At 61.1% G+C, this 21,824-nt stretch carries 17 protein-coding genes; 10 read left to right on the forward strand and 7 right to left on the reverse strand.

Annotated elements, in window-relative coordinates:
* Positions 1 to 105 precede the first annotated feature (105 nt).
* Both ACFOPO_RS08575 and ACFOPO_RS08580 read right to left on the reverse strand, forming a co-directional pair.
* A complete protein-coding gene (locus ACFOPO_RS08575; protein WP_386702773.1) occupies positions 106 to 660 on the reverse strand; it encodes an AAA family ATPase in 555 nt (184 codons plus the stop codon).
* Positions 661 to 858: 198 nt separating this feature from the next.
* On the reverse strand, positions 859 to 1,029 hold the full coding sequence (locus tag ACFOPO_RS08580) for a helix-turn-helix transcriptional regulator (protein WP_386702774.1): 171 nt from the start codon (positions 1,027 to 1,029) through the stop codon (positions 859 to 861).
* Positions 1,030 to 1,224: 195 nt separating this feature from the next.
* Here ACFOPO_RS08580 and ACFOPO_RS08585 point away from each other — a divergent pair, with 195 nt between their 5' ends.
* The 4 genes from ACFOPO_RS08585 to ACFOPO_RS08600 all read left to right on the forward strand — a co-directional run bounded on the left by ACFOPO_RS08585 (position 1,225) and on the right by ACFOPO_RS08600 (position 4,311).
* Positions 1,225 to 1,632 carry a hypothetical protein gene (locus tag ACFOPO_RS08585; RefSeq protein ID WP_386702775.1) on the forward strand — a complete coding sequence of 136 codons (408 nt, stop codon included), beginning with the start codon at positions 1,225 to 1,227 and terminating at the stop codon, positions 1,630 to 1,632.
* A 287-nt stretch (positions 1,633 to 1,919) separates the two neighbouring features.
* Positions 1,920 to 2,606, forward strand: a complete 687-nt coding sequence (locus tag ACFOPO_RS08590) for a response regulator transcription factor (protein ID WP_386702777.1) — start codon at positions 1,920 to 1,922, stop codon at positions 2,604 to 2,606.
* A gap of 401 nt (positions 2,607 to 3,007) precedes the next feature.
* Complete coding sequence (locus tag ACFOPO_RS08595) at positions 3,008 to 3,244, forward strand: hypothetical protein (protein WP_386702778.1); 237 nt, start codon at positions 3,008 to 3,010, stop codon at positions 3,242 to 3,244.
* A gap of 650 nt (positions 3,245 to 3,894) precedes the next feature.
* Entirely contained in the window at positions 3,895 to 4,311 is a 417-nt protein-coding gene (locus ACFOPO_RS08600; protein WP_386702779.1) for a hypothetical protein, read from the forward strand.
* A gap of 909 nt (positions 4,312 to 5,220) precedes the next feature.
* Here ACFOPO_RS08600 and ACFOPO_RS08605 read toward each other — a convergent pair.
* Both ACFOPO_RS08605 and ACFOPO_RS08610 read right to left on the reverse strand, forming a co-directional pair.
* The gene (locus ACFOPO_RS08605) at positions 5,221 to 8,076 is read right to left on the reverse strand and encodes a TonB-dependent receptor plug domain-containing protein (protein ID WP_386702780.1); all 2,856 of its coding nucleotides are present in this window, start codon (positions 8,074 to 8,076) and stop codon (positions 5,221 to 5,223) included.
* 28 nt (positions 8,077 to 8,104) lie between these two features.
* Positions 8,105 to 9,046 carry a helix-turn-helix domain-containing protein gene (locus tag ACFOPO_RS08610; RefSeq protein WP_386702781.1) on the reverse strand — a complete coding sequence of 314 codons (942 nt, stop codon included), beginning with the start codon at positions 9,044 to 9,046 and terminating at the stop codon, positions 8,105 to 8,107.
* Positions 9,047 to 9,662: 616 nt separating this feature from the next.
* On the opposite strand from ACFOPO_RS08610, the gene yecR reads away from it, so the two are divergent.
* Entirely contained in the window at positions 9,663 to 9,872 is a 210-nt protein-coding gene (gene yecR, locus ACFOPO_RS08615; RefSeq protein ID WP_386703284.1) for a YecR family lipoprotein, read from the forward strand.
* A gap of 237 nt (positions 9,873 to 10,109) precedes the next feature.
* The gene (locus ACFOPO_RS08620; RefSeq protein WP_386702782.1) at positions 10,110 to 10,427 is read left to right on the forward strand and encodes an excalibur calcium-binding domain-containing protein; all 318 of its coding nucleotides are present in this window, start codon (positions 10,110 to 10,112) and stop codon (positions 10,425 to 10,427) included.
* Positions 10,428 to 11,311: 884 nt separating this feature from the next.
* Here ACFOPO_RS08620 and ACFOPO_RS08625 read toward each other — a convergent pair.
* Positions 11,312 to 11,623, reverse strand: a complete 312-nt coding sequence (locus ACFOPO_RS08625; protein WP_386702783.1) for a hypothetical protein — start codon at positions 11,621 to 11,623, stop codon at positions 11,312 to 11,314.
* 1,039 nt (positions 11,624 to 12,662) lie between these two features.
* Positions 12,663 to 13,163, reverse strand: a complete 501-nt coding sequence (locus ACFOPO_RS08630) for an autotransporter-associated beta strand repeat-containing protein (protein ID WP_386702784.1) — start codon at positions 13,161 to 13,163, stop codon at positions 12,663 to 12,665.
* On the opposite strand from ACFOPO_RS08630, the gene ACFOPO_RS08635 reads away from it, so the two are divergent.
* From ACFOPO_RS08635 to ACFOPO_RS08650, 4 genes are all read left to right on the forward strand, one after another.
* A complete protein-coding gene (locus tag ACFOPO_RS08635) occupies positions 13,156 to 16,323 on the forward strand; it encodes an autotransporter outer membrane beta-barrel domain-containing protein (RefSeq protein WP_386702785.1) in 3,168 nt (1,055 codons plus the stop codon). The genes ACFOPO_RS08630 and ACFOPO_RS08635 overlap by 8 nt on opposite strands.
* Positions 16,324 to 17,237: 914 nt before the next feature.
* Entirely contained in the window at positions 17,238 to 17,582 is a 345-nt protein-coding gene (locus ACFOPO_RS08640) for an excalibur calcium-binding domain-containing protein (protein WP_386702786.1), read from the forward strand.
* 1,521 nt (positions 17,583 to 19,103) lie between these two features.
* Positions 19,104 to 19,700 (forward strand): DUF3011 domain-containing protein, encoded by a 597-nt coding sequence (locus ACFOPO_RS08645; RefSeq protein ID WP_386702787.1) that lies wholly within the window; start codon positions 19,104 to 19,106, stop codon positions 19,698 to 19,700.
* Positions 19,701 to 19,952: 252 nt separating this feature from the next.
* A complete protein-coding gene (locus ACFOPO_RS08650) occupies positions 19,953 to 20,234 on the forward strand; it encodes a hypothetical protein (RefSeq protein WP_386702788.1) in 282 nt (93 codons plus the stop codon).
* Between the two features lie 114 nt (positions 20,235 to 20,348).
* Here ACFOPO_RS08650 and ACFOPO_RS08655 read toward each other — a convergent pair whose 3' ends face one another.
* Entirely contained in the window at positions 20,349 to 21,782 is a 1,434-nt protein-coding gene (locus ACFOPO_RS08655; protein WP_386702789.1) for a glycosyltransferase, read from the reverse strand.
* Positions 21,783 to 21,824: the final 42 nt, after the last annotated feature.

Raw genomic sequence — 21,824 nt, forward strand, 5'->3', positions numbered from 1 at the left:
CGCGCTGCAACGGCCTATGTCGGCCGTCACGTCTAACGGGTCAGGTAGCTAGTGAGTGCAGCCGCAGCAGCGGCCAGCAGACGCGAGACGAGCGTGTCGGCAATGTCATCCTCGCCGCTCCAGATCGCCACGCTTCCACAGGCCGCTCGGGCACCTTCCGCCGACGGTGACAATCCCGCATATGGCAATCGTCGTCTTGCCGGTGCCCGTTTGTCCGCAGAGGAGGTGCAGCTTCCCGGCGGCCAGCCAGCCCGGCCACAGCCAATCGACCGGCTCCGGCTGCAGCTCCGACCCGCCCACCAGGATCACTTGCGGCGCTTCGTCATCGGCCGGCCATTCCCTTTGGATGAGCACGCGTGGTGCGAGCGGCAGCGCCAGCACGTCGGCGTGCGTCGCTCCTGGATGCGTGGCGAGCCAGTCCGCGCAATCGCCCTTGTCTGGCAGGCACATGTGAAAGCTAACGAGGTCACCGTGACCGCACCCGGCAAAGCAGCGCCAGCCCCCGCGCGCGCTGTCCACGTGCACGCTAAGGCTCGCGCTGCTGTCCTCGTGGAATGGGGACAGGCCTTGCGCCCAGCCCTCGCCATTGGCGCGCCCCAGCCTCGCGACATGAGCGGGGTAATAGTCGGCGGGATGCGGTAGCCGCTCGCGCCAGCGCATCGGCAGGCCAAGTCGCCAAGAGCCCAGACCGTGGGGTCGGCTTGCAACTAATGGCGTGAGGCGCGTAGTGCACCCGATTGGCGGTCGCCGTCAGCGGCGTCGCGATGCTATCGTTTTCGGGCGGGTTGTCGAGGCCTGCGCGTGTCGTCGAGACCCCGCGCCGTTGGGCGGCGCGGGGTCTTCTTTTGGGCGCCCGGCTCATGCTGCACGCCCCTTCGCATCGAGCGCTGCGATGCGATCGGCAATCCAGGCGTCAACCTCGGCGGCCTGCCAGGCGCTACAGCGAGCACCGATTTTAACGGGTGCCGGGAACGTCCCGGCGGCAATGCGGCGATAGATTTCCGAACTGCTTAGCCCGGTGCGTTCCATGACGCGCGGTAGCCGCTGGAGCACGGACCATCTTCCATTCGTGCCTTGACTGCACACGATCGCTCTGGCGCCCTTGCAAGCGAAACCGCCTGCGAGCTCGATTACGCGCCCTATGACGCGATGACGGTAGGCGCGGCGCCGGGTCCTCCTGAGAGTGCTCCGACCTCAGGCGCCTCCTCTGCCATTGGCCCTGAGATGATCGAAATCCTGGAGTTGCTTTTCGACGGGCGAGAAGTTTCCGTGCATCGGATGGCCGTGACGCCTCGGACGTTCACCAGCTTCGTCGAAGAATGGGGAAACCCCTCCAAGATCTACGGCCGCTTTGCGTTCCCGTGTATCAATGGGTGCGACCCGGTAGTTACGGCAACTCCAGGGTCACCCTCATCGACAATGGGTCCGCGCGACTTCGTGTCGAAACTCGCACCTGACAGTCTCAGATCTCGCAACGAAGTTTCGCCAATGCCAGGGCAGGCGCCTTACCATCGGAACCTTCTCAAGCAGATGCTCAATCAAGCAGGGCTCTCGAAGAAGGATTTCTTCAAGATCCTGACCAGCGTCTATGGTTGGCCGCGCGCGCCGGCCAGGCCGGAACCGGCCGTGTAGCGGCCCTCCTAGAGGCCTTTGGAATCATGGGGTTGCCCTCATCTGATCTTAACGAGCCAGGGTTTTGAATTTGTGTGGGTTAGCGCTCTTCCGGCGAGCGGTAAGCGCCGCCGCCCCCCGTCTCAATCGCTACCTTCATCCACTTTGTATCTCGCGCATCGTGGGGGATCGTTGGCTATGGTTGTGAGATGTTCCCGGGAAGCTGAGGCGTTTTCGCGAGCGCGGAGAGGAGTCTCCCGCGCTTGGTTGCTCATGAGCGCCGTTATGCGGCCAGTCCGCGTGTAGCGATGCTCATTCTTCTTGTTGAATCGAAAGCCGGCTCGGCAATCAATCTTGCCGAATGTCTAAGCAGTAGCGGGCACGTAGTCGACTTTGCGTCAGGGGCACGACTTGGCCTGCAGCTCGCGGCTCGATGCCAGTTCGACGCAGTTGTCGTAGAGGCAGGTATTCCCAGCTGCTTCGATATGGTCAAGCGCTTGCGCCAAGAGCTCTTCCTTCAACTGCCGATTTTGGTACTGGGGCAGCGCGGCGCGTTGAATGATGTGATCGCTGCATTCGAGGTCGGCGCGGACGACTATCTGCGCCCCCCGGTCGATCCGCGAGAGGTTCACGCGCGCCTTGCTGCTGTAAGTCGGCGCAGATGGCGGCAATCCTCCGGTCTACTATTTGCTGGCGCATTGAAACTGGACGTGGAAATCAATACCGCCTGGAGAGGCGAAAGTGTGCTGCCCCTGACACATACCCAGCTAAAGATCCTGCGAGCCCTGATGGAGTCAGCACCGGCTCCTGTTCGTTATCGTGAATTGGAGCTGCTGTTGTGGGGCGGCGACGCACCCGCGCCTACCTGTATTCGCCAGCACATTTATCAGCTCCGCAAAGTCGTCGACGCCCCTTTTGACACGCAATTGATCCGAACCCAGCTGACGGTTGGCTATCGCGTCCAGCTAGAGAGCACATCCCATCTGGTTGCGTGAAGGAGTACTAGCCTCGTGCCGGGCATCTGATCACGATCCGCTCGCTCCCGCGCTCGGCCATGAAGAAGCTCGGCGCTTAGCCGGTCCCTTTGACCCAACAGGTCCTGCGTCTTGACGTCGCCGCGCTTGTCGTAGAGTCGCTCCGGCGAGCTGCGGATCTCGCGAAAAGGTGGACGGTTCGCGATCACCCCAGTCGATCTTGAGTTTCATGAGATCGTCGGTGAAGTAGCGCGAGATGGTGTCCTTGAAGATGCGCCGGCCCACTGGCTGTTGCCGAGCAGCCGCATCTGGAGGATGAGGCGGCGGATGACTACGCCAGTCGCGCGACACTCGCGCACCACATCCCTAATGCTATCCCGAAGCACTCCAGCCGTAGGTCAAGCTGCAGGCAGACGCGGTTCTTGGCCCTGACCTGTTCACTACCAGGCGTCGTCGCGCACGTCTTTGAAAACAGCCGCGGCAATTTCCTCGCGGCCCTGCGCGGTCACGATGGCCAGCGCCACGGCATTGCGCAGCCTACTGTCATGGCCTGGTACACCTGCATGAAGGCCTCGAACGGCAGCTGCGCGCGCCTCACCTTCACCTTGACCTTTTCAGTGATCAGCGCAGGATTGCCGTCGATCCAGCTTTGGGGCTAAGCCGTTCTGAATATGACGACGTAGCGATCGAGCAGATGCCGAGGCTACGGTCGGCCTCACTGGTCAAGTGGTCGCAAAGTGGACCTTGCCACCCGACCGGCGACATTCCCGTCGTTTCCACTTCTCGGACGATCGCGGCATGCCTGTTCCGGCCGATGCCGTGCTCGCGCCCGGTGCGGGGGGTTGCCCCAGGAGAGGTAGCCATGCCGCTCGCAGATCGGCGGGCCAGCCCCGCTGGCGCGAGTCGCGCTTACGCGGCCCCACGGAGGGAATCAGCCTGCACCAAGCAGCTGCGACCCTTCTGACTGGGCGGGGTAGATGCGCCCATCCCGTGCCCAGCGCCGCAGCGTGTGAACGCAGGAGGCGTCTGCGCGGCACACGGCCTACGCCCACGGGTCGAGGCCCATCGGTTGCCCACAGCTCGGCGAGCGCGCCGGGGCCGGAGGGGACTGGGGAGCGCTTCATGGACCACCCGCAAAGCTCGGTGCTCGTTGTTGTGGTGCACGCCGCCGCGGAGGCACGCACCTCGACGTGCAGGCGCGGGCGCGTGGCTTGATTCTGTAGTTCGCCAGCGCCTTACTCTTGGCTTGCGAAGGCGAGAAGGTGGCGGCCACCCAAACGTCGCGTCCTTGGGCGCGGATAAACGCCGAATGGGTCTCGACGATCTCGATGCGGTAGAACTTGGCGATCACGGCTGCGATCGGATGGGACAGGCAAATTCCTTGCCAACCGACGGGCGGCAGCTCCGCCCGAAAGCGGCGACGTACCCTTCCGCCATGAACAGGACGGGCCTCAATCCGTTCGAGTACTTCGCGCTGCACTCGCTTGCGGAGCGCCGGCCGCTGTTCCGCTGGGAGGAAGATGCTGTGACCCCGGAAGTGATGGAAAACCTTCGGAGAAAGGGATTGGTAGAGCACGTTGACGCCCTTTGGGTACTAACCCGGCTCGGAGCGGCCACATTGCGATTGAAGCCGATTACAGTGTTGGCGCGAATACCTGGTGCGTCGAACGTGATACCCGGCGAGCACTTGGTTGCGCGTCGAGTCGCTAAGTGGCGCAAGCACTGAATCGGTTTCAAGATTCCCGTCATGGTTGCAGACCCCCCGGCGGCACGCGCATTTGCAAGTGCGGATCCTTGATCCCCTGTGCGCCACGCCAGACACGATGCAGCGCTGCGCCTCTCCCTCATCGGCATAGAGACGGGCGGGACGGGCTCTGCTCCCGTGGGCCCAGGCGCAAGCCTGGGAAATCCAAATGTCCGCATGTGCGAGTTGGCTGTGCGGCAGCGGCTCGGACAGGGAAACGAGACGTTCACGGGCATGGGGCCCCCACTTAGAGTCCAAGAATGGCCGGGCCCCATCCGAGCCCGGCCACTGGGGCGCCGCCAACCTGCGGGGGGATTGCTGGCGGGACCTCAAACTAGCTAACGCGCTGCGCAGGCGCACCGGCCAGCCTAGGAGCCTAGGCGGACGCGGCGGAAGCCTGCGCGACGGGCGCTTCTTGGCTTTGGCCTTGAGCGAGGCGTCTCCGCCCTGACTACCTCTACGCGGACGTTACCAAGGCTTCGCGCTTCCCGGCCGGAATAACCGCATGTGGCTGCACGGTCAGCGTGACCCCGAGGGCGGACAAACGGGGAGACGTCGGGACTGGGCTAGCTAGCGCGCAAGCTGGGAAGGTAGATATAAGGCTACGCCGGGTGGTGGCTCGGCCTGCTTGCCACGACACCATGCGATAGCCCGGCCAATAGATGCTGGGGCGATAAGTACCTGAGTCTCGATACAAAGCGGTTAAGGGAGACACCAAACGGTGTTGGACGCACCTAGGCTCATCAGCCATCCGCGCTAAGAAATGCCATGGCGCTGATCCACGCGTTTGGCACACTGCCATTGCATTTCCTTGGTGGGATCACCCACGGCTGCGTGTTACCTGATAAAGCGATGGCCCCTTTCGGGGCCATCGCTTGCTTCCCTGATTCATCAGAACTTCTGGGAGTATCGCATGTAGAAGAACTGGCCGGGAACTTCGTATTGCGGGTCGTAGCTGTTGGCGGACGTCGACGCCGAACGCGGCGGATCGCGATCGAAGAGGTTGTTAATGCCCAGGGTGATGCGAGCGTTCCACGGAACATTCACATAGCCGCTGACGTCGGTGTACGTCACGCTCTGGATCTTGTTCTCCGGGCGAGCCCCGGCAGCGGTGATGCGATCAGGGTCCGAGCAGAGCAACGGAATCTGCGTCGACGAGACCGGCAGCGAGGCGCAACTCTCAGTCTGGCTCGAGTAGTAACGCAGGTTCGCAGTCAGGCCGTAATCGCCGTAAGCCCAGTTGGTGGCAAGGTTGGAACGAATACGCCACTGGTTGTCGCGATTCCTGTACTCGCCGACGCGGTTTCCGCCCTCTCCCGATACCGGGTCGTCCGTCACCTCGCCATCGCCGTTTACGTCAACGTAGTACTTGGTCAGGTAGGTGCTATCCCAGTCGACCCCAAACCTACCGAACTTCGTCTCGGGCAGCTGGTAGGCAACATTGAAGTCGAAGCCCTCGACTTCATACGTACCAACGTTCAATGACGTCACGAGCAAGTTGGAGATCTGGCCGTCGCTCGCACGCGTTTGTCGTGCGCACGCTGTCGCGTCATTGGCGCGGTAGCAGCGGTCCAGTACTTCCTGTGCAGTCTGGGAGAAGATCGCGTTGTCGATTTTGACATTCCACCAGTCCAGGGCTAGGCCGAGGCCCTCAACGGAACTTGGGCTATATACGAACCCAAGCGTCTTGCTTGTCGAAGTCTCCGGACCCAGATCGGCGTTTCCGCCTACCGTCGTCCGGATCTGGCTGTTGGCCTGATCGTAAGCGGGGACACCCGCGCAGGACGCCGGCGGCCGCTGTGCGGTACCACCCACAATGCCGGCACAAGGGTCGGCAACCTGCTCAAAGGTGTCACTGACGCCTGAGTAAAGCTCCTGAATCGATGGCGCACGAAACCCCTCGCTGTAGTTGCCGCGAACGAGCAAGTCATCAAAGGGCTTCCACTTGAACCCGAACTTGCTGTTGAGCGTGTTGCCAAACGTGTTGTAGTCGGAATAGCGCGTTGCAGCGTTCAGCTCCAACAATTTCGCGCCCGGAAGATCAGCCAGCAAAGGCAGGCTCAGTTCCAGGTAGGCTTCATCCACGCTATAGCCGCCCGCCGTGGCGGTTCGGTTGTTGCCCGTGCTGTTGCTTGATGCGGTGATCGGATCGGGCTGGTCGAATCCGGTCTCGCTGCGATGCTCGGCTCCGAAGGAGAACGCGGCCTTTCCGCCCTGAAGCGGAAACAGCTCACCGCCAACGTTGGCGTAGTAGTTCTTCAGCTCGTAGCCAAAGCTGTTGATGCCAGTGAAGCTTGCGTACTCCAGCATCTCCTTCGTGAGCGTATTCGCACCAAGGAAATTCAGGGGAACGCAACCGGCGATTTCAGCGCCAGGCGTGCCGCAGTGAGCCACGCCGTTCCCATCACGGAACGAGGGGCCCAGGCCATTGCGGAGCGCGCGAACATCAAACAGGCCGGTTTCGGTGTCCTTCTGGTTGTTCTCGCCGTAGAGGTAGCCTGCCTCCCAAGAGAACAGGTTCTTGCCAGCCTCGAACTCGCCTTCCAGGTTGCCGTTGAATGCAAACGTGTCCACATCTTGGCGGAAGAGACGACCGTTAGTCTCGGTCGCGCGTCGCTGGATGTAGCTCAGATCGCTGCCGTACGGGTTGTAGATGTTGTTTAAGCTAATGACGATGTTTTCAGACAGCGAACCCGGGTTACTGCGACCGAGAACGAGGGGGCCAGCAGCGAGGAGCTGGCTGGATTCGCGCTCGTTGTAGGTCGTCGCCACCTTGAAACGTACGCTATCGGTTAGATCGAGAGAGCCGCTGGCGAACAGCGACGTGCGCTCCTGTGGAGTGCGCAGGTAGTTCTCCGGAGCGAAGTTGTACGAGTCCGACACCCCGTAAGGCCGCCAGTCGTCCGCCTCGGTCCCCGTCGCCACCAGATATCCAGGCGCCCCGTCGGGACGCACAGCTGTCGGCTCTCCGTCGCTGAACCCAAGGATGCCGAAGCGGCCGGCGGGTGACGTCGAGCTGTTACCCGTGCCCGGTGAGGCCCCGAAGAACGGCACCGCGGAGATCTCGCGATCCCCGGCGAAGACCGGCTCTTCCTTGACGTAGCCGACACCGAGCGTCGCACTCCAGCGGTCGCCCATGGAACCGAGGGTAAAGTCGTACGCTTGGCGCCCGCCGTCCCCCTTGTCGTATTGGCCGAGATAGGCGTTGGCTTCGGCACCGTCGAAATTCTTGCGCAGGATCACGTTGACGACGCCCGCAATGGCGTCGGAACCGTAGATCGTCGATGCACCGTCCTTGAGGACTTCGATCCGCTCCACTGCCGCGGTCGGGATAGTGTTGAGATCGACCGCGCCGCCTAGGCCAGTGCCACCTACCCAGCGCTTTCCGTTCACCAGCACCAGGGTGCGCTGGGAACCGAGGTTGCGCAGACTGACACGCGTTTCGCCGTTGCCGCCGTTGTTGTAACTAGAGTTGAGGGTCGAGCCGCCAGCGCTGATTCGCTGGATCACATCACCAATGGACGTCAGCCCATGTGCGCTGATGTCGTCTCGGCTCAGCGAAACGATCGGCTGCGAGGTTTCGATATCAGCGCGCTTGATGCGCGACCCGGTCACTTCGATTCGATCGAGGGTCGTCGCGTCTCCGCCCGCCTCTTGGGCAGCTGCGATGGTAGGCGCCAATGCGATTGCGATGCCTGCTGGCAGGAGGCCCACGCGCACCTTGGTGCAAAAATCAACTTGCTTCATCTCTTCTCCATGTAGCGTTATGAGCGCGTTAAGCGCTCGCAAAAGCTATACCGGAGCGAGGAATACCGGTTTCCATAGCTGGCTGCGCTAGCTCGCGACGCGTGGCGATGCGGTTTGCGTAGATGGGTCTCCGCACGCACATCTCGTGGCCACGGGACTGGTGGACTTCTCGGTATGACGTGGCAGTCATCCCGTACTTGGCACGAAAGCTCCTGGCGAAACTGCAGTTGTTGTCGAACCCGCTGGCGACGCCGACATCGCCGATCGCTACAGACGTTGATGCCAGTAAACTTGCAGCGTGCTCCAACCGCATCATTGCTGCGGCCTTCTGCGGCGCATCCCCGTAAAGACGATGGAAGACCTTTGAGAAGTACCACGGGGAGAACTGGGTCTGCTCGGCCATCTCGCCGACCCGCACTACTCGATTGCAATGCCCAGCCATGTACTGGCGCGCACGTTGCATTCGATCGAACACGTGACGCTTTCGAGCTATCGACGCGCCAGGACAAAGGCGAACCTGATGGTGGTACCTGCTTTGGATGTGCTCAAGGTACCCGAGAATTGCTCTAAGTGAAGCCTGCATCCTGCTGCTGCCGTCGTCGAGAAGGTAATGGTTCGTCCGGTACCAAAGCCGTGATATCTCACGAACTTCGTTCGCAGTCATCTGGCCTTGTCCAACATGCAAGTAGTAATCCGAGAACTGGCCCATCGCCTCCAGTGCTCTTTCGGAGACAGTGAGTCCTACGCAGATGCCACGCCCGTCAGCTTGGACAGTCGGCATTGAATCCCTGGCAAACACGATCCACCCGCCGGCCCGAAGAAGAAACTTTCCTTCCTTTGATTCAATCCATGAGCATCCGCGCATCTGAACCCAGATTGATAGCTCTCCACTCAGTACTTCGAGGCTTCCCATGCGCGATATCCCCAAGCATGTAGCCCAGGTCGCCTGCGAAACAACTGAATGCTTCATCTGCCGCCGATCCGCCCAGTGCGCTCGTTTCATAGACATGGTCTTCGTTGAGAGGCCGGCAGATTTGCGCTGCTTGCCCACGTGGTCAATGGGACGATTCCCGGATTCACTTGGAAGGATCCGCATCGACTGCCTCTGGGGTGGATCGAGGGGTAGAACAACCCGGCAATCAGCGCCAATCGGACAATTCGAGCGTGTCGATTGCTATGCCCCCTCCGGGGCTTGAATGGGCGGACCTCCAGCGCGTGGCAACTGGTCACTGAAAGACAAGCTAGAAGCGCCCGCTGCACGAGCCTGAGGGTAGGAACTGGATTGGCGGGGCACTGGCGCTCTCGATTTGCTGGTGAAGCATCTAACCAACGCCGGGAGAATTCTGGTGGTCGCGGCACCGGACTGACGGCAACCTTGACGATGAGGCATCGGATGATGCCAACGGGGTTTTGCACTGAAGGCTTGAGGCGGATCTGATCGCTTCAAACCCTTAGCGCCCCTCCCCCGCTTCTTTGGACGCAGGTGCACGATTGTGGAGAGCATAATGCAGCGTTTGGCAATCTTTGGAGCCACAGCAATCTTTCTTACTGGCTGCGTAACCACAACGCCTTAAGACTGGGTTGCGATTGGTGGCAGCAGTTCGGACAGGGTCGTGCAACCCTCATATGAGGTTGGGCAGTTTGAGATAGCACTGCTCGATTACCAGGAGGCAATGACGTTGGCGAAACAGCGCTGCGAGACTTGGAGCTACGCTGGCGCCCAGGCATTTGGCGGCGCCACTCGCCAATGCAAGCAGCTTGGCGGTTACGGCGGTGTTGCTTGCGGTGGGCAATGACAAAACAGTGCCAATGCACGATTGCAGGGCCCGGCGTCATCCGACTAAGTCGCAGCCCCGTCGTCGACTTTCGAGTACCGGCCTCGATGCTGTCACTAATAGGAGCTGTATCGCTTGAATGGCGGACGCAAGCACGCGGCGCTCACAGATGCTTCTTGGCCAATTTGAGATGCAACCTCTGTTCGCCTCTCATGCCTAGATCTTAGTCTCCGTTCTACTGAACGGAGACTAAGAATAATGGTCCAGCAGCACTTCCTGAAACTGATCCTCTTGATGGCCGCATGTGCCGCATTGCAAGTCACCGTCGTAGATCCCGCGGCTGCGCATGACGGCGGTGTACGGGATGCTTTCGGATGCAACTGGAACAAGAGCTTGGGATACCACTGCCATCCTTCTGAGCCTGCCCCCGATTCGGTTAGTGAAACAGTGCCAGGGGCAAGGAAATTCAAGAACTGTGACGCCGCCAAGAAGGCTGGGATTCTAACGATCAGGAAGGGAGATGCAGCCTACGCGCGCCATCTGGATGATGACGGCGACGGAATCGCATGCAAGTAGCATAGCGGCAAGCCTCCTTGTGAGAGCCACACTCTCGACGCACTGGCGTTGCGGCCAGCCTGGCTACCATTCGCGTCAGATTGCCGTCGCCGATTTACTTGGGTCTTCGCCGGTGGCGCGACACTCCTGGTCTCGCGAGGGACGATACTAACCATCAACGACCACCTGACCTGCGCCGGGGAAGACGGTGCCGATCCGGTACACGATCGCGAATGGGCGCGTAGTGGCGCGGCGCAGCGGATCTACGTCTCGCCTTTGTGGCCCCAGGTGACCTTCAGTGGAAGAACGCCGTGGACGAGGACAAGAGCACCAGGGAAATACAGAGCCAAGTGAGGCCGAATGTCCACGCCCAAAGACGGAGCGATGCCGTAACTATGGCCAGCCCGGCCAAAGTAAGGCATCCCAGCGCGGTCACCACGAACGCCACGTCAGCCAAGCCCCTTCGCAATGCCAATCCATGCAAGTAAGCGGACAGAACCAGTACGACAGCGACGGTAGTGGCCGTAACCGCCCTAGCTATGCGGCGACGCGTTGTTCGACCGCTACGGTCGTTCACGGGCTTGTTGGCTCCGGTGGGCTGGATGAGATGGCCGGAACATCCGGGCCTGGCCAAAATGAGGCCTCCCGCTACCTTCGATGGAGGCTAGGTCCATAGCGGGCCTCAACCTAGTCAATGCAATCCTGGCTGCGCCCGACAAAGTCTCGTCCCACGCTCGGACATTCTGGACAAGAAATAGCCAGCGGTGCGGCGAGCCGCGGTGAAGTCCGCCGCACCGCCGCCTGGGGGACAGCTTGCCCGACGCGTTGAGTGGGCGCGGAGGGGACAGTCTCGGTTGCCGAATCGCCCCCTGCGCGCTGCCGGCTGGAGCAGGGCTGTCATGCGCTCATCGGTCAATGCCGTACCGGGGCGAAAAGTCGAATGCCGAATCGAGTGAATCGTCGCTAGCGTCGTCATCGACGACCGAAGACAACCCTTCGTTCCAGAAGAGCGCAACCTTCTCCGCGATTTCCGTTGGATAAGGCCATTGGCCAACTTCGTCACCGTTCAGTTCTTCTTGATCGTCAGCGGCGAACTCTGCTTCATACGTCGCGGTGTTGCGGTCCATTCCGTACTTCTGCGAAGCGTGCTTTATAAAAATGTCCATCCATTGCTCGCGCGAAGTTAGCTGAAGTTTTGCAATCTTGGCTGAGCCCATGGCCTGCACCTCGTTGTGGCGTCGGAGTGAGTTGATCGGCGTGGTTGAGGTAAACGGCACTCATGGGAAAGCGCGGCGCGCTCCGTTGCGTGAAGATTAGGACGCGCTTCGGGCTGCTGGTGTAGCCGCTCGTCGGTTGATCCTCTCTCCGAGAGATGCGCCCGGTTTTCAATACCAAGAGTGCCGAGAACGTGAACAGGGAGCAGGAGCAGGAGCAGGAGCAGGAGAGTCACGCACAGCGATCCGGGGGCGAACGTCTATGCCCAGAGTCGAAGTGCCGCCCCGAGAAGCCGCTAGTCCAGTTAGGGCGAAGCAGCCAATCGCCGTGCGAGGTTCGCCAAGTCCGCCATGTCAGCGGCCCAACGCCCACATACGTGAGAAGGCAGCCAGACAAAGACAGTGGCGAGGGCAACTGTCGCCATTGTGGCGGCCTGTGGTTCTGCGACTGCGGCGAGGGGCGGAAAGCGAGGCCGTCACGGTCATCGGCGGCTCCCACTGGAATGACGATGAGTGGCCCATCGGAGCCCGGCCACTGGGGCGCCGCCAACCTTCGGGGATTGGGCCGATGGCTGAACCTCAATCGATCCAACGGATGGTGGATGTTGGCAGGCCAATTGAAGCCCCAACACCGTTAGCCTGCAGCGGCCTTCAAGGACCTGCACGACAACTCCTCGTGGCGCGAGCAAGAACCGCGTCTTGCCTGCAGCTCGACTTGTAGCTGGAGTGCTTCGGGATGACGTTGGGAATTTGGTGCGCCAGTGTCCGTGATACTCGCGTCGCTTCCACTCGAACGATTCGTTCCGAGCGAGACGTACATCCCTGCGTTGGCGCTCGTAGCCGCCTCGGTTTGGCAAGGATCCCGCCTGACACCACGAGCACCGCGGGTTGTGCATTGCCAATCCCATGGTGGCGCATTGGCCGTTAGCTACGCCGTGCCATACGCGACCACAGCAAGGTCCGAACGCTGGGAATCGCAACGTTTGAAGTGGCCGGCCTGCCTGCTTGAGTACGACGTTTCCGCCCGCCGGGGCGTTTGATATCAACTCGCCGAACGCGATGCTTGCATTGCCGGTGTCCCTGGGAGCTTGCAACCCGTCGCCAATACACGAGATCTAGGGGTCCCTGGAGGGTTGGAGCCGCCCAGGTAGGTATTGTTGCCCGTCAAAATCGTTGTGCCGCTACCGGCTTGGATTACCGAGCCGGTTCCAGCCACCACGCCGGCATAGGTCACCACATCGCTGCGGTTGAACACCAGTGTGCCATTGTCGGTAACGTTGCCGACGATGCTGCCGGTCGTACCACCATCGCCCAGCTGTAACGTGCCGGCGGCACCAATGGCGGTGCCGCCGGTATAGCTATTATTGCCGGTGAGCGTTAGCGTGCCCCCGCCAAGCTGGATCAGCGCGCCCGTTCCGGTCACCAGGCCCGCGTAGGTCACCGCATCGCTGCGGTTGAACGTGAGTGTGCCGTTATCGGTGACGTTGCCCGCAATGCTGCCCGTGGTGCCGCCGCTGCCTGCCGCGGGACCAAGCATGGTCATTCGGGTTGATCCCGGTGCGACAGCGACGATCAATGCCACCATCGTCGATGGGGCCGGCGGCGCGGCGCAGCTGACGAAGACCGATGCGGGCACGCTCGTACTCGGGGGCGCCAACGCGTACACCGGTGGCACCGCCCTGCGGGGCGGAACGCTGCAGGCGAGCGAAGACGCCAACCTGGGAGCGGCCAGCGGAGGGCTTAGCCTCGATGATGGCACCCTCGCCACAACCGCCAGTTTTGCCTCGGCGCGTACCATTACGCTGGATACGACCGGTGGCACGTTTGCCCCGGTGGCCGGGACCACGTTGAGCTTGAGCGGTCCCATTGGCGGCGCCGGATCGCTCACCAAAGTTGATGCGGGCACGCTGGCGCTGGGCGGCGGCAACAGCTATGGCGGCGGCACCTTCCTTCAAGGCGGCACCCTGGCAGTGCTGGCTGATGCCAACCTCGGCGCCGCATCAGGCGCCATGGATTTCAACGGTGGCACCCTGCGTTTAGAGGGGGGCTTTGACCCGGCGGCCACTCGCGATGTGACGCTCGGTGCTCTGGGGGGCAGCATCGACACGCAGGGCTTTACGTCCACGCTTGCGCAATCGATCCATGGTGCCGGTGCACTGACCAAGCTCGGCGCGGGCACACTGATACTGGTGGCGGACAACACATTCAGCGGCAGCACCACCATTGCAGCCGGTACCGTGCAACTGGGCAATGGCGGCACGAGCGGGAGCGTCGTCGGTAACATCCTTGACAACGGCGCCCTGGTGTTCAACCGCAGCGACACGGCCTCCTATGCCGGTATCGTCAGCGGCAGTGGCATGCTCAGTGTGATGGGCGGCGGTACGTTGGTGCTGGGTGGCGACAGCACTTACACGGGCGGCACCACGATGGTCGCCAGCACGTTGCAGTTGGGTGACGGCGGCACGAGCGGCAGCGTGGCAGGCAACGTCCTCAACGACGGCGCCGTGCTATTTGACCGTTCAGACGACGTCGGTTTTGCAGGGGTCATCAGTGGCGTGGGCACGATGACCAAGCTGGGCACCAACACGCTGACACTGAGGGGCAACAACAGCTATACCGGCACCACGACCATCACCGGCGGCGTGCTGCAGGTCGGCGATGGCGGAAGCACCGGCGCCCTCGTTGGCAATACCGTGAACGACGGTGGCCTCACCTTCAATCGCAGCGGCAGCCTCGGTTACGCCGGCGCCATCAGTGGCAGTGGCTGGGTACGCCAACGGGGGCCGGGAACCACGGTGCTGTCGGGCGCCAGCAGTTATACCGGTGGCACCTTCATCAGCGCGGGCACGCTCAGCGTCAGTGCGGACCAGCATCTTGGCGACCCGTCCAGTGCGGTGAGCTTGAACGGCGGCACGCTACAGCTTGCGGCGAGCTTTAGTAGTGACCGTAATCTGTTGATCGATACCGCCGGCGGCACCATCGATGTGACCGACCGCAACGAGCTCACCGGCCATATCGATGGCACCGGCGCGTTTATAAAGCGTGGTAGCGGCGCCTTGATTGTCAACACCGTGGCCAATGCCACCGGCCCGATAGAGGTCGCCGCCGGTACGCTGGTGGTCGGTGACAGTGCACATCCCAGCGCGCAACTGGCGGGCAATGGGGGCGTTAACGTTGCCGCGGGCGCTTTCTTGGGCGGCTATGGCCAAGTGGTGGGTCGTGTCAACAACGCCGGCACGCTCGGTGTCGGCAATGCGCTGCCCGCCTTGGCCAACGATCTTGATGCGCAGTTCACCATCGTCGGCCCGTTGGTGAATATGGGCTCCATCACGATGGTCAACGGCGCCGCCGTTGATCAGCTGATCGTATCGGGCAACTATGTCTCTAGCGGTGGACAGCTGGAGACGGAGGCCGTGTTGAACGAAGGGGGCCAGGCAGGGCAATCTGATCGCCTGGTCGCCAACACAGTCAGCCTGGCCGGCAGCCCGACCCGCATCGTGGTGCACAATCTGGGCGGCACCGGTGCGGTAACGTCGGGGGATGGCATTGCGCTGGTCAATGTGCTCGACGCCCCCTTGTCCGCCGCCGGCGCCTTTGTGCTGGCCGGGCGGGCGGTGGCGGGTCCGTACGAGTATGTGCTGTTCCAAGGCGGCGTGGCCAACCCCACTGACGGTCAGTGGTATTTGCGATCGCAGGCGCAGCCTGAACCGCCGAGCACGCCAACGCCCCTGCCACCGTTGCCGGAGCCGGAGCCGATCTTCCGACCCGAAGTTGGGGCGTATCTCGCCAATCGTCAAAGCGCCGCCGATGCCATGAGGCAGACGCTGCACGATCGCCAAGGGGATCCGCAGTACAGTAGGGAAGGCGCCACCGACGCGGCGAGCACCTTGGGCAAAGTCTGGTTGCGCGTGCAGGGTGGCAACACGCGTAGCCAAGCCGCCGATCGCTTGCTCGCTACCGAGGGGCGGCAGTCGCTAATCCAGCTCGGGGGCGATTTCGGCAGCTGGACCGCGTTCAGCGAGACTGATCGTCTGCACGTGGGATGGATGGCCGGTTATGCCGACGGCCGCGCGGACGTCACCGCGCAATTCGATCCGGCGCAGGCTAGGGGTCATACGGATGGCTACTTTGCCGGTGCCTACGCCACATGGTTTGCCAACAACGATCAGCGACTGGGCGCGTACGTGGACATGTGGCTGCAAGCGGGTTGGTTCAACAACCAAGTACGTAGCAGCATGCTGCCGGATGTCCATTACGACTCCACCAACTGGGCCGCCTCCGTCGAGTACGGCTACGGCTTTGCGACGGGAAAGGACTGGGTGGTCGAGCCGCAGATTCAGATGATCTACAACGACTATCAGGCCGACAGTCTTACCGACAGCACCGGCACCCGCGTGCGACCGCTCAATGGCAGTGGCACCATCGGGCGGCTAGGCGTTCGCGTGTATCCGCAGCTGACATCCAGCTACCAAGTGCGCCCGTTTATTGAGGCGAATTGGTGGAATGGCGGTGGCACCGATACCATCACCTTCAACGGGATCCCTGTTAGTGATTCCGTACCCACCAACCGCTATCAGTTCAACGTTGGCCTGCAAGCACGCACTGGCGAAGGCTGGGTGATATGGGGTCGCTTCGGCGGCGAATGGGACAGTGCGCAGTACGAGCGCGTAAACGGTCAGCTCGGGGTGAAATACAACTGGTAACTGTGTAACCGAAAGTGAACCTGCTCTCGATGAACCCATACCGTTGGTGTTCACGCCATCGTACTGTCGCCGATGAAGTGCCCTCACCGCCTGTTGATTCTAGCCGGGGCCGGCATCCGTCGCCAGGTGGGATCATCCGTGAGATCCATCAGGCGATCTGGCGATCTGGCAAGAACGATAATCTGAGCAGGAATACAACGCGGACTCCCCCATCAGTGCACCCATGGCCAGAGCGAATGCATCCGCTGCAGTACTAGACGCTCCACCGTGAGGCACGAGATGCAGTCCAATCAACAATTGGCCCGTATCATGCGGCGTTAGCCCTGTCGGTTGACCGCCCCCACCCCCATGGCAATCGCTTCAAGTGTGTTACTGGCACAGAAGGCGTTAGACACCGCTTGCACGGCGACCTACAGCGCCGCCAGCCCGGCCGCCATCGGCGTACCGGCAAGAACCCCACAGTCATACTCGTCATCAAGGCACCGAAGCCGCCGATGACTGCTCCATTCGCCCGGCTCCCCTGGTAGGGCCTAGCACAGTCGCGCGAGTCGGACCGAGCCTTGCTAAGTACTGCAGTTCCAGGGCTCTCAGGTCGGTCAATGCCGCGGTACTCGACGACACCTGCATGAAGTGAGTCCACAACCGCGACAGTCAGCGTGGCGGCGGCGCCCCCGACCATCATGGTCGCGCCGGTCGGATGCATACCAACCGGGCTCCTGCACCATCCTGCGCAGGAGCCCGGCCCAATACGCTGCCGACCCTTCGCAGAATGCGGCATCTCAGATCACTTGTGCCGTCCAGAGCGAGGCCCTGTCAAGCAGCAAAGACCAATCGCGAGCACTCCGAGACTAATCGGCCTTCTGAAGCAGCGGATCTCGCCCGCATCCTTTAAGGTCATTTGGAGACACTACGAAATGACCCATCAGGAATGCGTCAATCGAGCTCGTCACAGGGCTCTCTTCAACAGCTTCGCACTGCTAACAGTCGTGCTTTGCTTGACCCATGCCCCGGCAGCATTGGCCCACGGTGGCCGGCTTAACGCCGAAGGCTGCCATAACGAAAAGAAGCACGGCGGCTACCATTGCCATCGCTCGGGATCAGTGCCGTCAAATGCGAGTAGCAAGCCTCGTACTATAGGTCCGATCTATTACAAGAACTGCGCCGCCGCAAGGAATGCTGGCGCCGCGCCGGTCATGCAAGGCGAACCAGGCTACGGTAGGCACCTGGATCGAGATGGCGACGGAATTGGCTGTGAATAGCAGGTGCACAGCCGCTCGCGAACACTTTGTTGAATGACAACCGCCCTGCGGCACCCGGCTGAACGCTGCGGTTCTTGTCTAGCAAAAGAAGGCCGCTGCGACCAAAATGTTTCTTTAGCTCGGCAATGCCCCTGACGTCCGACACTCCGCGAAGATTCGAGAAATCCGCGGAATAAGTAGACAAGGCGCCGATTCAGCCTCAGCAACATCGGACATTGTCCGCCACTCTGCCGCGATCACAATCAACTCATGGAAAAGGATCAAGTTCCAGGCAACCAGGCCGTGAGGGGCACTCGATACTGGTTCGAAGGGGAACTCCTTACCGTGCGAGATGTGCACGAGCGCGTACCGGCGCTGTCCCTACAATGCATCCGTCAACACTTAGTGCAGGGACACGACACGCGCGCCGTCATGCTCGAAGTGGATTATCGAGAGATCCGAGCGGCGAATGGTCGCCGGGCGGCGAAGCGTTACATGCGCGCACTCAATCATAGACATCGTTATGACTGAGCGGCCTCCATATCGAACCAGTAATGATCCGCAAACTTTTGGCTCCTTGGGACCCGAACCGGCAGCATGCATAGGTCTAGGTTGGCAGGGCGATCCAGCTCTCGAACCAGTACCGAACGCCACAGGGTGCGCCCCCGAGGAAGCGTTGCTCCCTACGACTCTATGATGAAGCACGGAGTGCGCTCGCAGACTCCTGGCTGCCAATCCATGCACTCCAATTCAGCCAACTGCAGGCGAACGGTGACGAATCTCGTATTCCATCGCGGGTCCCGTGCGCGCGTCGCCAGTACGCATCGCGTGCACCGCCCCTCCAGCGAAGAGCCGGTGAACCACCTGCGACCGGAAGTGCCTGCATGCCCTCGATGAATGGCCTCGTCCGTGCCGCGCGTCGAAGGGCCAATGGCACGGCCGGTTGCGCACTCCGCCCCTGCTTTCATCGATGAGAGGCGCGCTCCGGTCGTCCAACTGCATGACCGGCGTGAAGGGCCGAGGCGCCGCCTGGGAGAGCGATTTTTGGAACTGCGCAGATCTTACTCATCGCTTAATCGCTCAGGCCAAACTTCACCGCACGTCGCTCGCCGATATCAGGCCAGAACCAGATTCGCATGGTCCCGCGTGTAATTGACCGAACCAACAGGAATGCCCGGGCGAACATCCCGAGATCCACCCGTCCCAACGTGGGATGCCCGGAAATGTGACCCGGACGTGGATAGTCCTGCGGACCGCGACCACTCATCCAATGTGGTATTTCGGTTCAGACGCCCTCTTGAGGCACAGCCAATTGTGGCGGCCTGGTTGGAAAGCCAGCCCAGCAGTTGTGAGGCGCTGAGAATGCCCTCCCTAGAGCTCTGCATCAGCTACTTTCTGGAGTCGCGACTCGTCGCATTAAGGCCCAGGAAGGAATGACCGAATCTTCTCCGGGGAATCTCAGATCCATCGCCTAGAAGCAGGGTGGCTGCCCCGCTAGCGTGGAAGACCTGTGTCCGATCTGCGACTTGAATCTGGATGGTCATGCTCACAACAGTAGCGCGCCAGCAAAACAGGAGTTCCGGTCTACTCCTTGCCTTCGCTCTCGCCGTCGTTCCGGCGGCGAGCGCACAATCACCTAGAATCTACGAGCCTGCCGGAATTCCGTTTGAGTTCGGATTTCCAGATGCAACGGATTCCTCGGTCGTCTGCGAGTCGCAAGGTGGTGGCTATCGACACTGCCGCGCCAACACACGCGATGGCGCCTATCTGCTGGACCAATTCTCGAAGAGTGCGTGCATACGAGGCAGGAGCTGGGACTATGATCGTCATGGAATTTGGGTTGATGAAGGCTGTCGCGGTGAGTTTGGCCTAGGTCGGCCTGGCAGACGCTCGCGATGGGACGACGACCGCGATGATGGTCGAAGCGGCTACGAGCGCTCTATGTTTCCGCGGGCACAAACACTCTACTGCGGATCAGACGATAACAGGCCGCGGCGTTGCAACGTGACGGTGCGTCGAGACGCGCGAATGACCCACCAGTCATCCAAGGCACCCTGTATCGAAGGAACCAGTTGGGGCTGGGACCGGGATGGTGTCTGGGTCAATCAGGGCTGTCGCGGTGAGTTCCAGGTCGACTGAATCAACCAAGTCATCATTGAATGTCAACGTCATGGTCGCGCGGGGTTTAATTCGCCCGCCATGCCGGCACTAGTCGACCCAATCGTGTCGATGGCCCATGCGCACGTACGACCGTTCGGGATCGAGCGGCAACCGCACACTGATCGTGGTAGTCGCGAAAGCCTTGATGGCCGCCGGAGCTCCATGATTGGACCTCTTGACGTCTCAAGTTCGCTGTTGCGCGTTGACGGAATATCGCCCCCGAGCGGTCGTATGGGCGAACCACTTTCGGACTTCTCTATGCATTCCCCGGCCAACGAACTCTCGCTGTACTTGTTCTTCACGCCGGCCGGGGTCTTGCTGTCAAAGCGCTCGTACGCGTTCCCCGCCAGCTTGCTACGTGATGCATCGGCGGCCGAGTTCCTTGGCCCGCTATCGGGCAAGCAGGCCATCGACTATCTAAACGCTGCGTTCCCCGACTTGCGCACGCCAGCCCGTGTCCAAATTGAAGCCTTCCTGGCAACTCCTGAGATCATTCAACTGCTGTCTGATTGAATGCCCCCTTCACTGTCAGCGATTCCTACATTCGAATACCTGGTCTCGATCGCGCGGATGTCCTGCTGCGGAGGAACCGTTCAGAAGGCTGGAAGGATCCCTCGAGTAGTTCGTTCAGTGCTGGGAGTGCCTTTCGGAGGCAGAGGGCGACTCAGCGGCCCCGGTCCATTCGCCGCTGCGCTTCATTGCTCCCCACCCGTGCTTGCGACCCAAAAACCATTGTGCGGTGCCCTTGCACTGCCACATGCAGTTCAATTGAGCAAAGCCCACGTTCTCAAAGACCGCAAAGAGGATTAGCACAGCCATCTGCGCTCCAGTAACTGGAGGGCGGAGCGCCACTTTGTCGATGACCAGAGCCATCACGGTGAAGATCGCCCCCATCCCAATCGAGAGTGCCAGCATCGCGACCACAAACAAGGGCGACACCCAGCCCGACGACAGGGCGATCAGCGTGAAGGCTATCGCAGCGATCTGCACAAATGGTCCAATCAACTCGAAGGCGAACCAGTAGGGCCACGCGATAAAGGCGACCGTTCCACCCTTCCAGCCAAAGCACCAAGGCGGGTGAAGAATCAAGCTTTCGCCCAAACCGCGCTGCCATCGAACCCGCTGTCGAGCCAGCGTGCTGATGTCACTGGGAGCCTCGGTCCATGCAATCGGATCCGGTAAAGAGAGGATCCGATAATGCGTGTCTTGCGATCGGAACCAACGATGCAGCCGAACGACGAGCTCCATGTCTTCACCCACGGTGTCTACGCGATAGCCGCCAACCCGTTTGACGCTGGTTACGTCAAAAAGGCCGAGCGCTCCGGAGATGATCATCGTGGCCCCTAGCTTGGACCAACCGAGGCGGCCGAAGATGAAGGCGCGCGAATACTCGACGATCTGCATCTTGATCAGCAGACTGTTGGGTAAGTCGATCCGACTGATCATGCCGCCGCGGATCTTGACGCCATTCGCTATGCGGATGGTAGCCCCAACAGCGACGGTTTCAGCGTCCTGGACAAAGGGCCGCACTAGCCGCCGCAAGCTATCTGGCCGCAAGAACGTATCTCCGTCCACACTACAAAACAGGCCTGCCGTTATAATGTCGAGGCCTGCATTAAGCGCGTCTGCCTTACCGCCCCTCTCTTTATCGATCACAATGAGTTTCGGTTCACTGCGGCATCGATACACTCCTCTGATTGCCTGATGGGGCACTTCGTTAGGCACCTTTTGCGCGCAAAGCGTCAGTTCGAACCGCTCCATCAAGACCTGGAGAGTTCTGTCGCAGGATCCGTCATTCACGACGATGACCGTGTGATCCGGATAATCCAGACGAAGCATCGCCGTTACCGAACTCAGAACTACGCGTTCCTCGTTGTAGCACGGCACTACTATGGCAACCGACGGGCAATTTTCGTCGGTCGGGAGTTCATGAGTACGACGCTTGACGTAGTCTCGGAGCTCCAACATCGACATGATCACAAGAATTATGTAGCACAAGTTGAACACCGCGTAGTAGGCGATGAATACATACTCGGCAATGGTAATTGCATCGCTTGCCATGTCTGCAGGCTGGAGGCGTGTCACCAGGCTAAGGCAGGAAAT

It is taken from the genome of Lysobacter sp. GCM10012299 (assembly GCF_042649405.1).
GTDB lineage: Bacteria > Pseudomonadota > Gammaproteobacteria > Xanthomonadales > Xanthomonadaceae > Lysobacter_J.

Excerpts from the sequence above, each read along its gene's own strand:
- ACFOPO_RS08575 (WP_386702773.1), bottom strand. The coding sequence starts at position 660 with ATGCGCTGGCGCGAGCGGCTACCGCATCCCGCCGACTATTACCCCGCT.
- ACFOPO_RS08580 (WP_386702774.1), bottom strand. The coding sequence starts at position 1,029 with ATGGAACGCACCGGGCTAAGCAGTTCGGAAATCTATCGCCGCATTGCC.
- ACFOPO_RS08585 (WP_386702775.1), top strand. The coding sequence starts at position 1,225 with ATGATCGAAATCCTGGAGTTGCTTTTCGACGGGCGAGAAGTTTCCGTG.
- ACFOPO_RS08590 (WP_386702777.1), top strand. The coding sequence starts at position 1,920 with ATGCTCATTCTTCTTGTTGAATCGAAAGCCGGCTCGGCAATCAATCTT.
- ACFOPO_RS08600 (WP_386702779.1), top strand. The coding sequence starts at position 3,895 with ATGGGTCTCGACGATCTCGATGCGGTAGAACTTGGCGATCACGGCTGC.
- ACFOPO_RS08605 (WP_386702780.1), bottom strand. The coding sequence starts at position 8,076 with ATGAAGCAAGTTGATTTTTGCACCAAGGTGCGCGTGGGCCTCCTGCCA.
- ACFOPO_RS08610 (WP_386702781.1), bottom strand. The coding sequence starts at position 9,046 with ATGAAGCATTCAGTTGTTTCGCAGGCGACCTGGGCTACATGCTTGGGG.
- ACFOPO_RS08620 (WP_386702782.1), top strand. The coding sequence starts at position 10,110 with ATGGTCCAGCAGCACTTCCTGAAACTGATCCTCTTGATGGCCGCATGT.
- ACFOPO_RS08625 (WP_386702783.1), bottom strand. The coding sequence starts at position 11,623 with ATGGGCTCAGCCAAGATTGCAAAACTTCAGCTAACTTCGCGCGAGCAA.
- ACFOPO_RS08635 (WP_386702785.1), top strand. The coding sequence starts at position 13,156 with ATGGTCATTCGGGTTGATCCCGGTGCGACAGCGACGATCAATGCCACC.
- ACFOPO_RS08630 (WP_386702784.1), bottom strand. The coding sequence starts at position 13,163 with ATGACCATGCTTGGTCCCGCGGCAGGCAGCGGCGGCACCACGGGCAGC.
- ACFOPO_RS08640 (WP_386702786.1), top strand. The coding sequence starts at position 17,238 with ATGACCCATCAGGAATGCGTCAATCGAGCTCGTCACAGGGCTCTCTTC.
- ACFOPO_RS08645 (WP_386702787.1), top strand. The coding sequence starts at position 19,104 with ATGCTCACAACAGTAGCGCGCCAGCAAAACAGGAGTTCCGGTCTACTC.
- ACFOPO_RS08650 (WP_386702788.1), top strand. The coding sequence starts at position 19,953 with ATGGGCGAACCACTTTCGGACTTCTCTATGCATTCCCCGGCCAACGAA.
- ACFOPO_RS08655 (WP_386702789.1), bottom strand. The coding sequence starts at position 21,782 with ATGGCAAGCGATGCAATTACCATTGCCGAGTATGTATTCATCGCCTAC.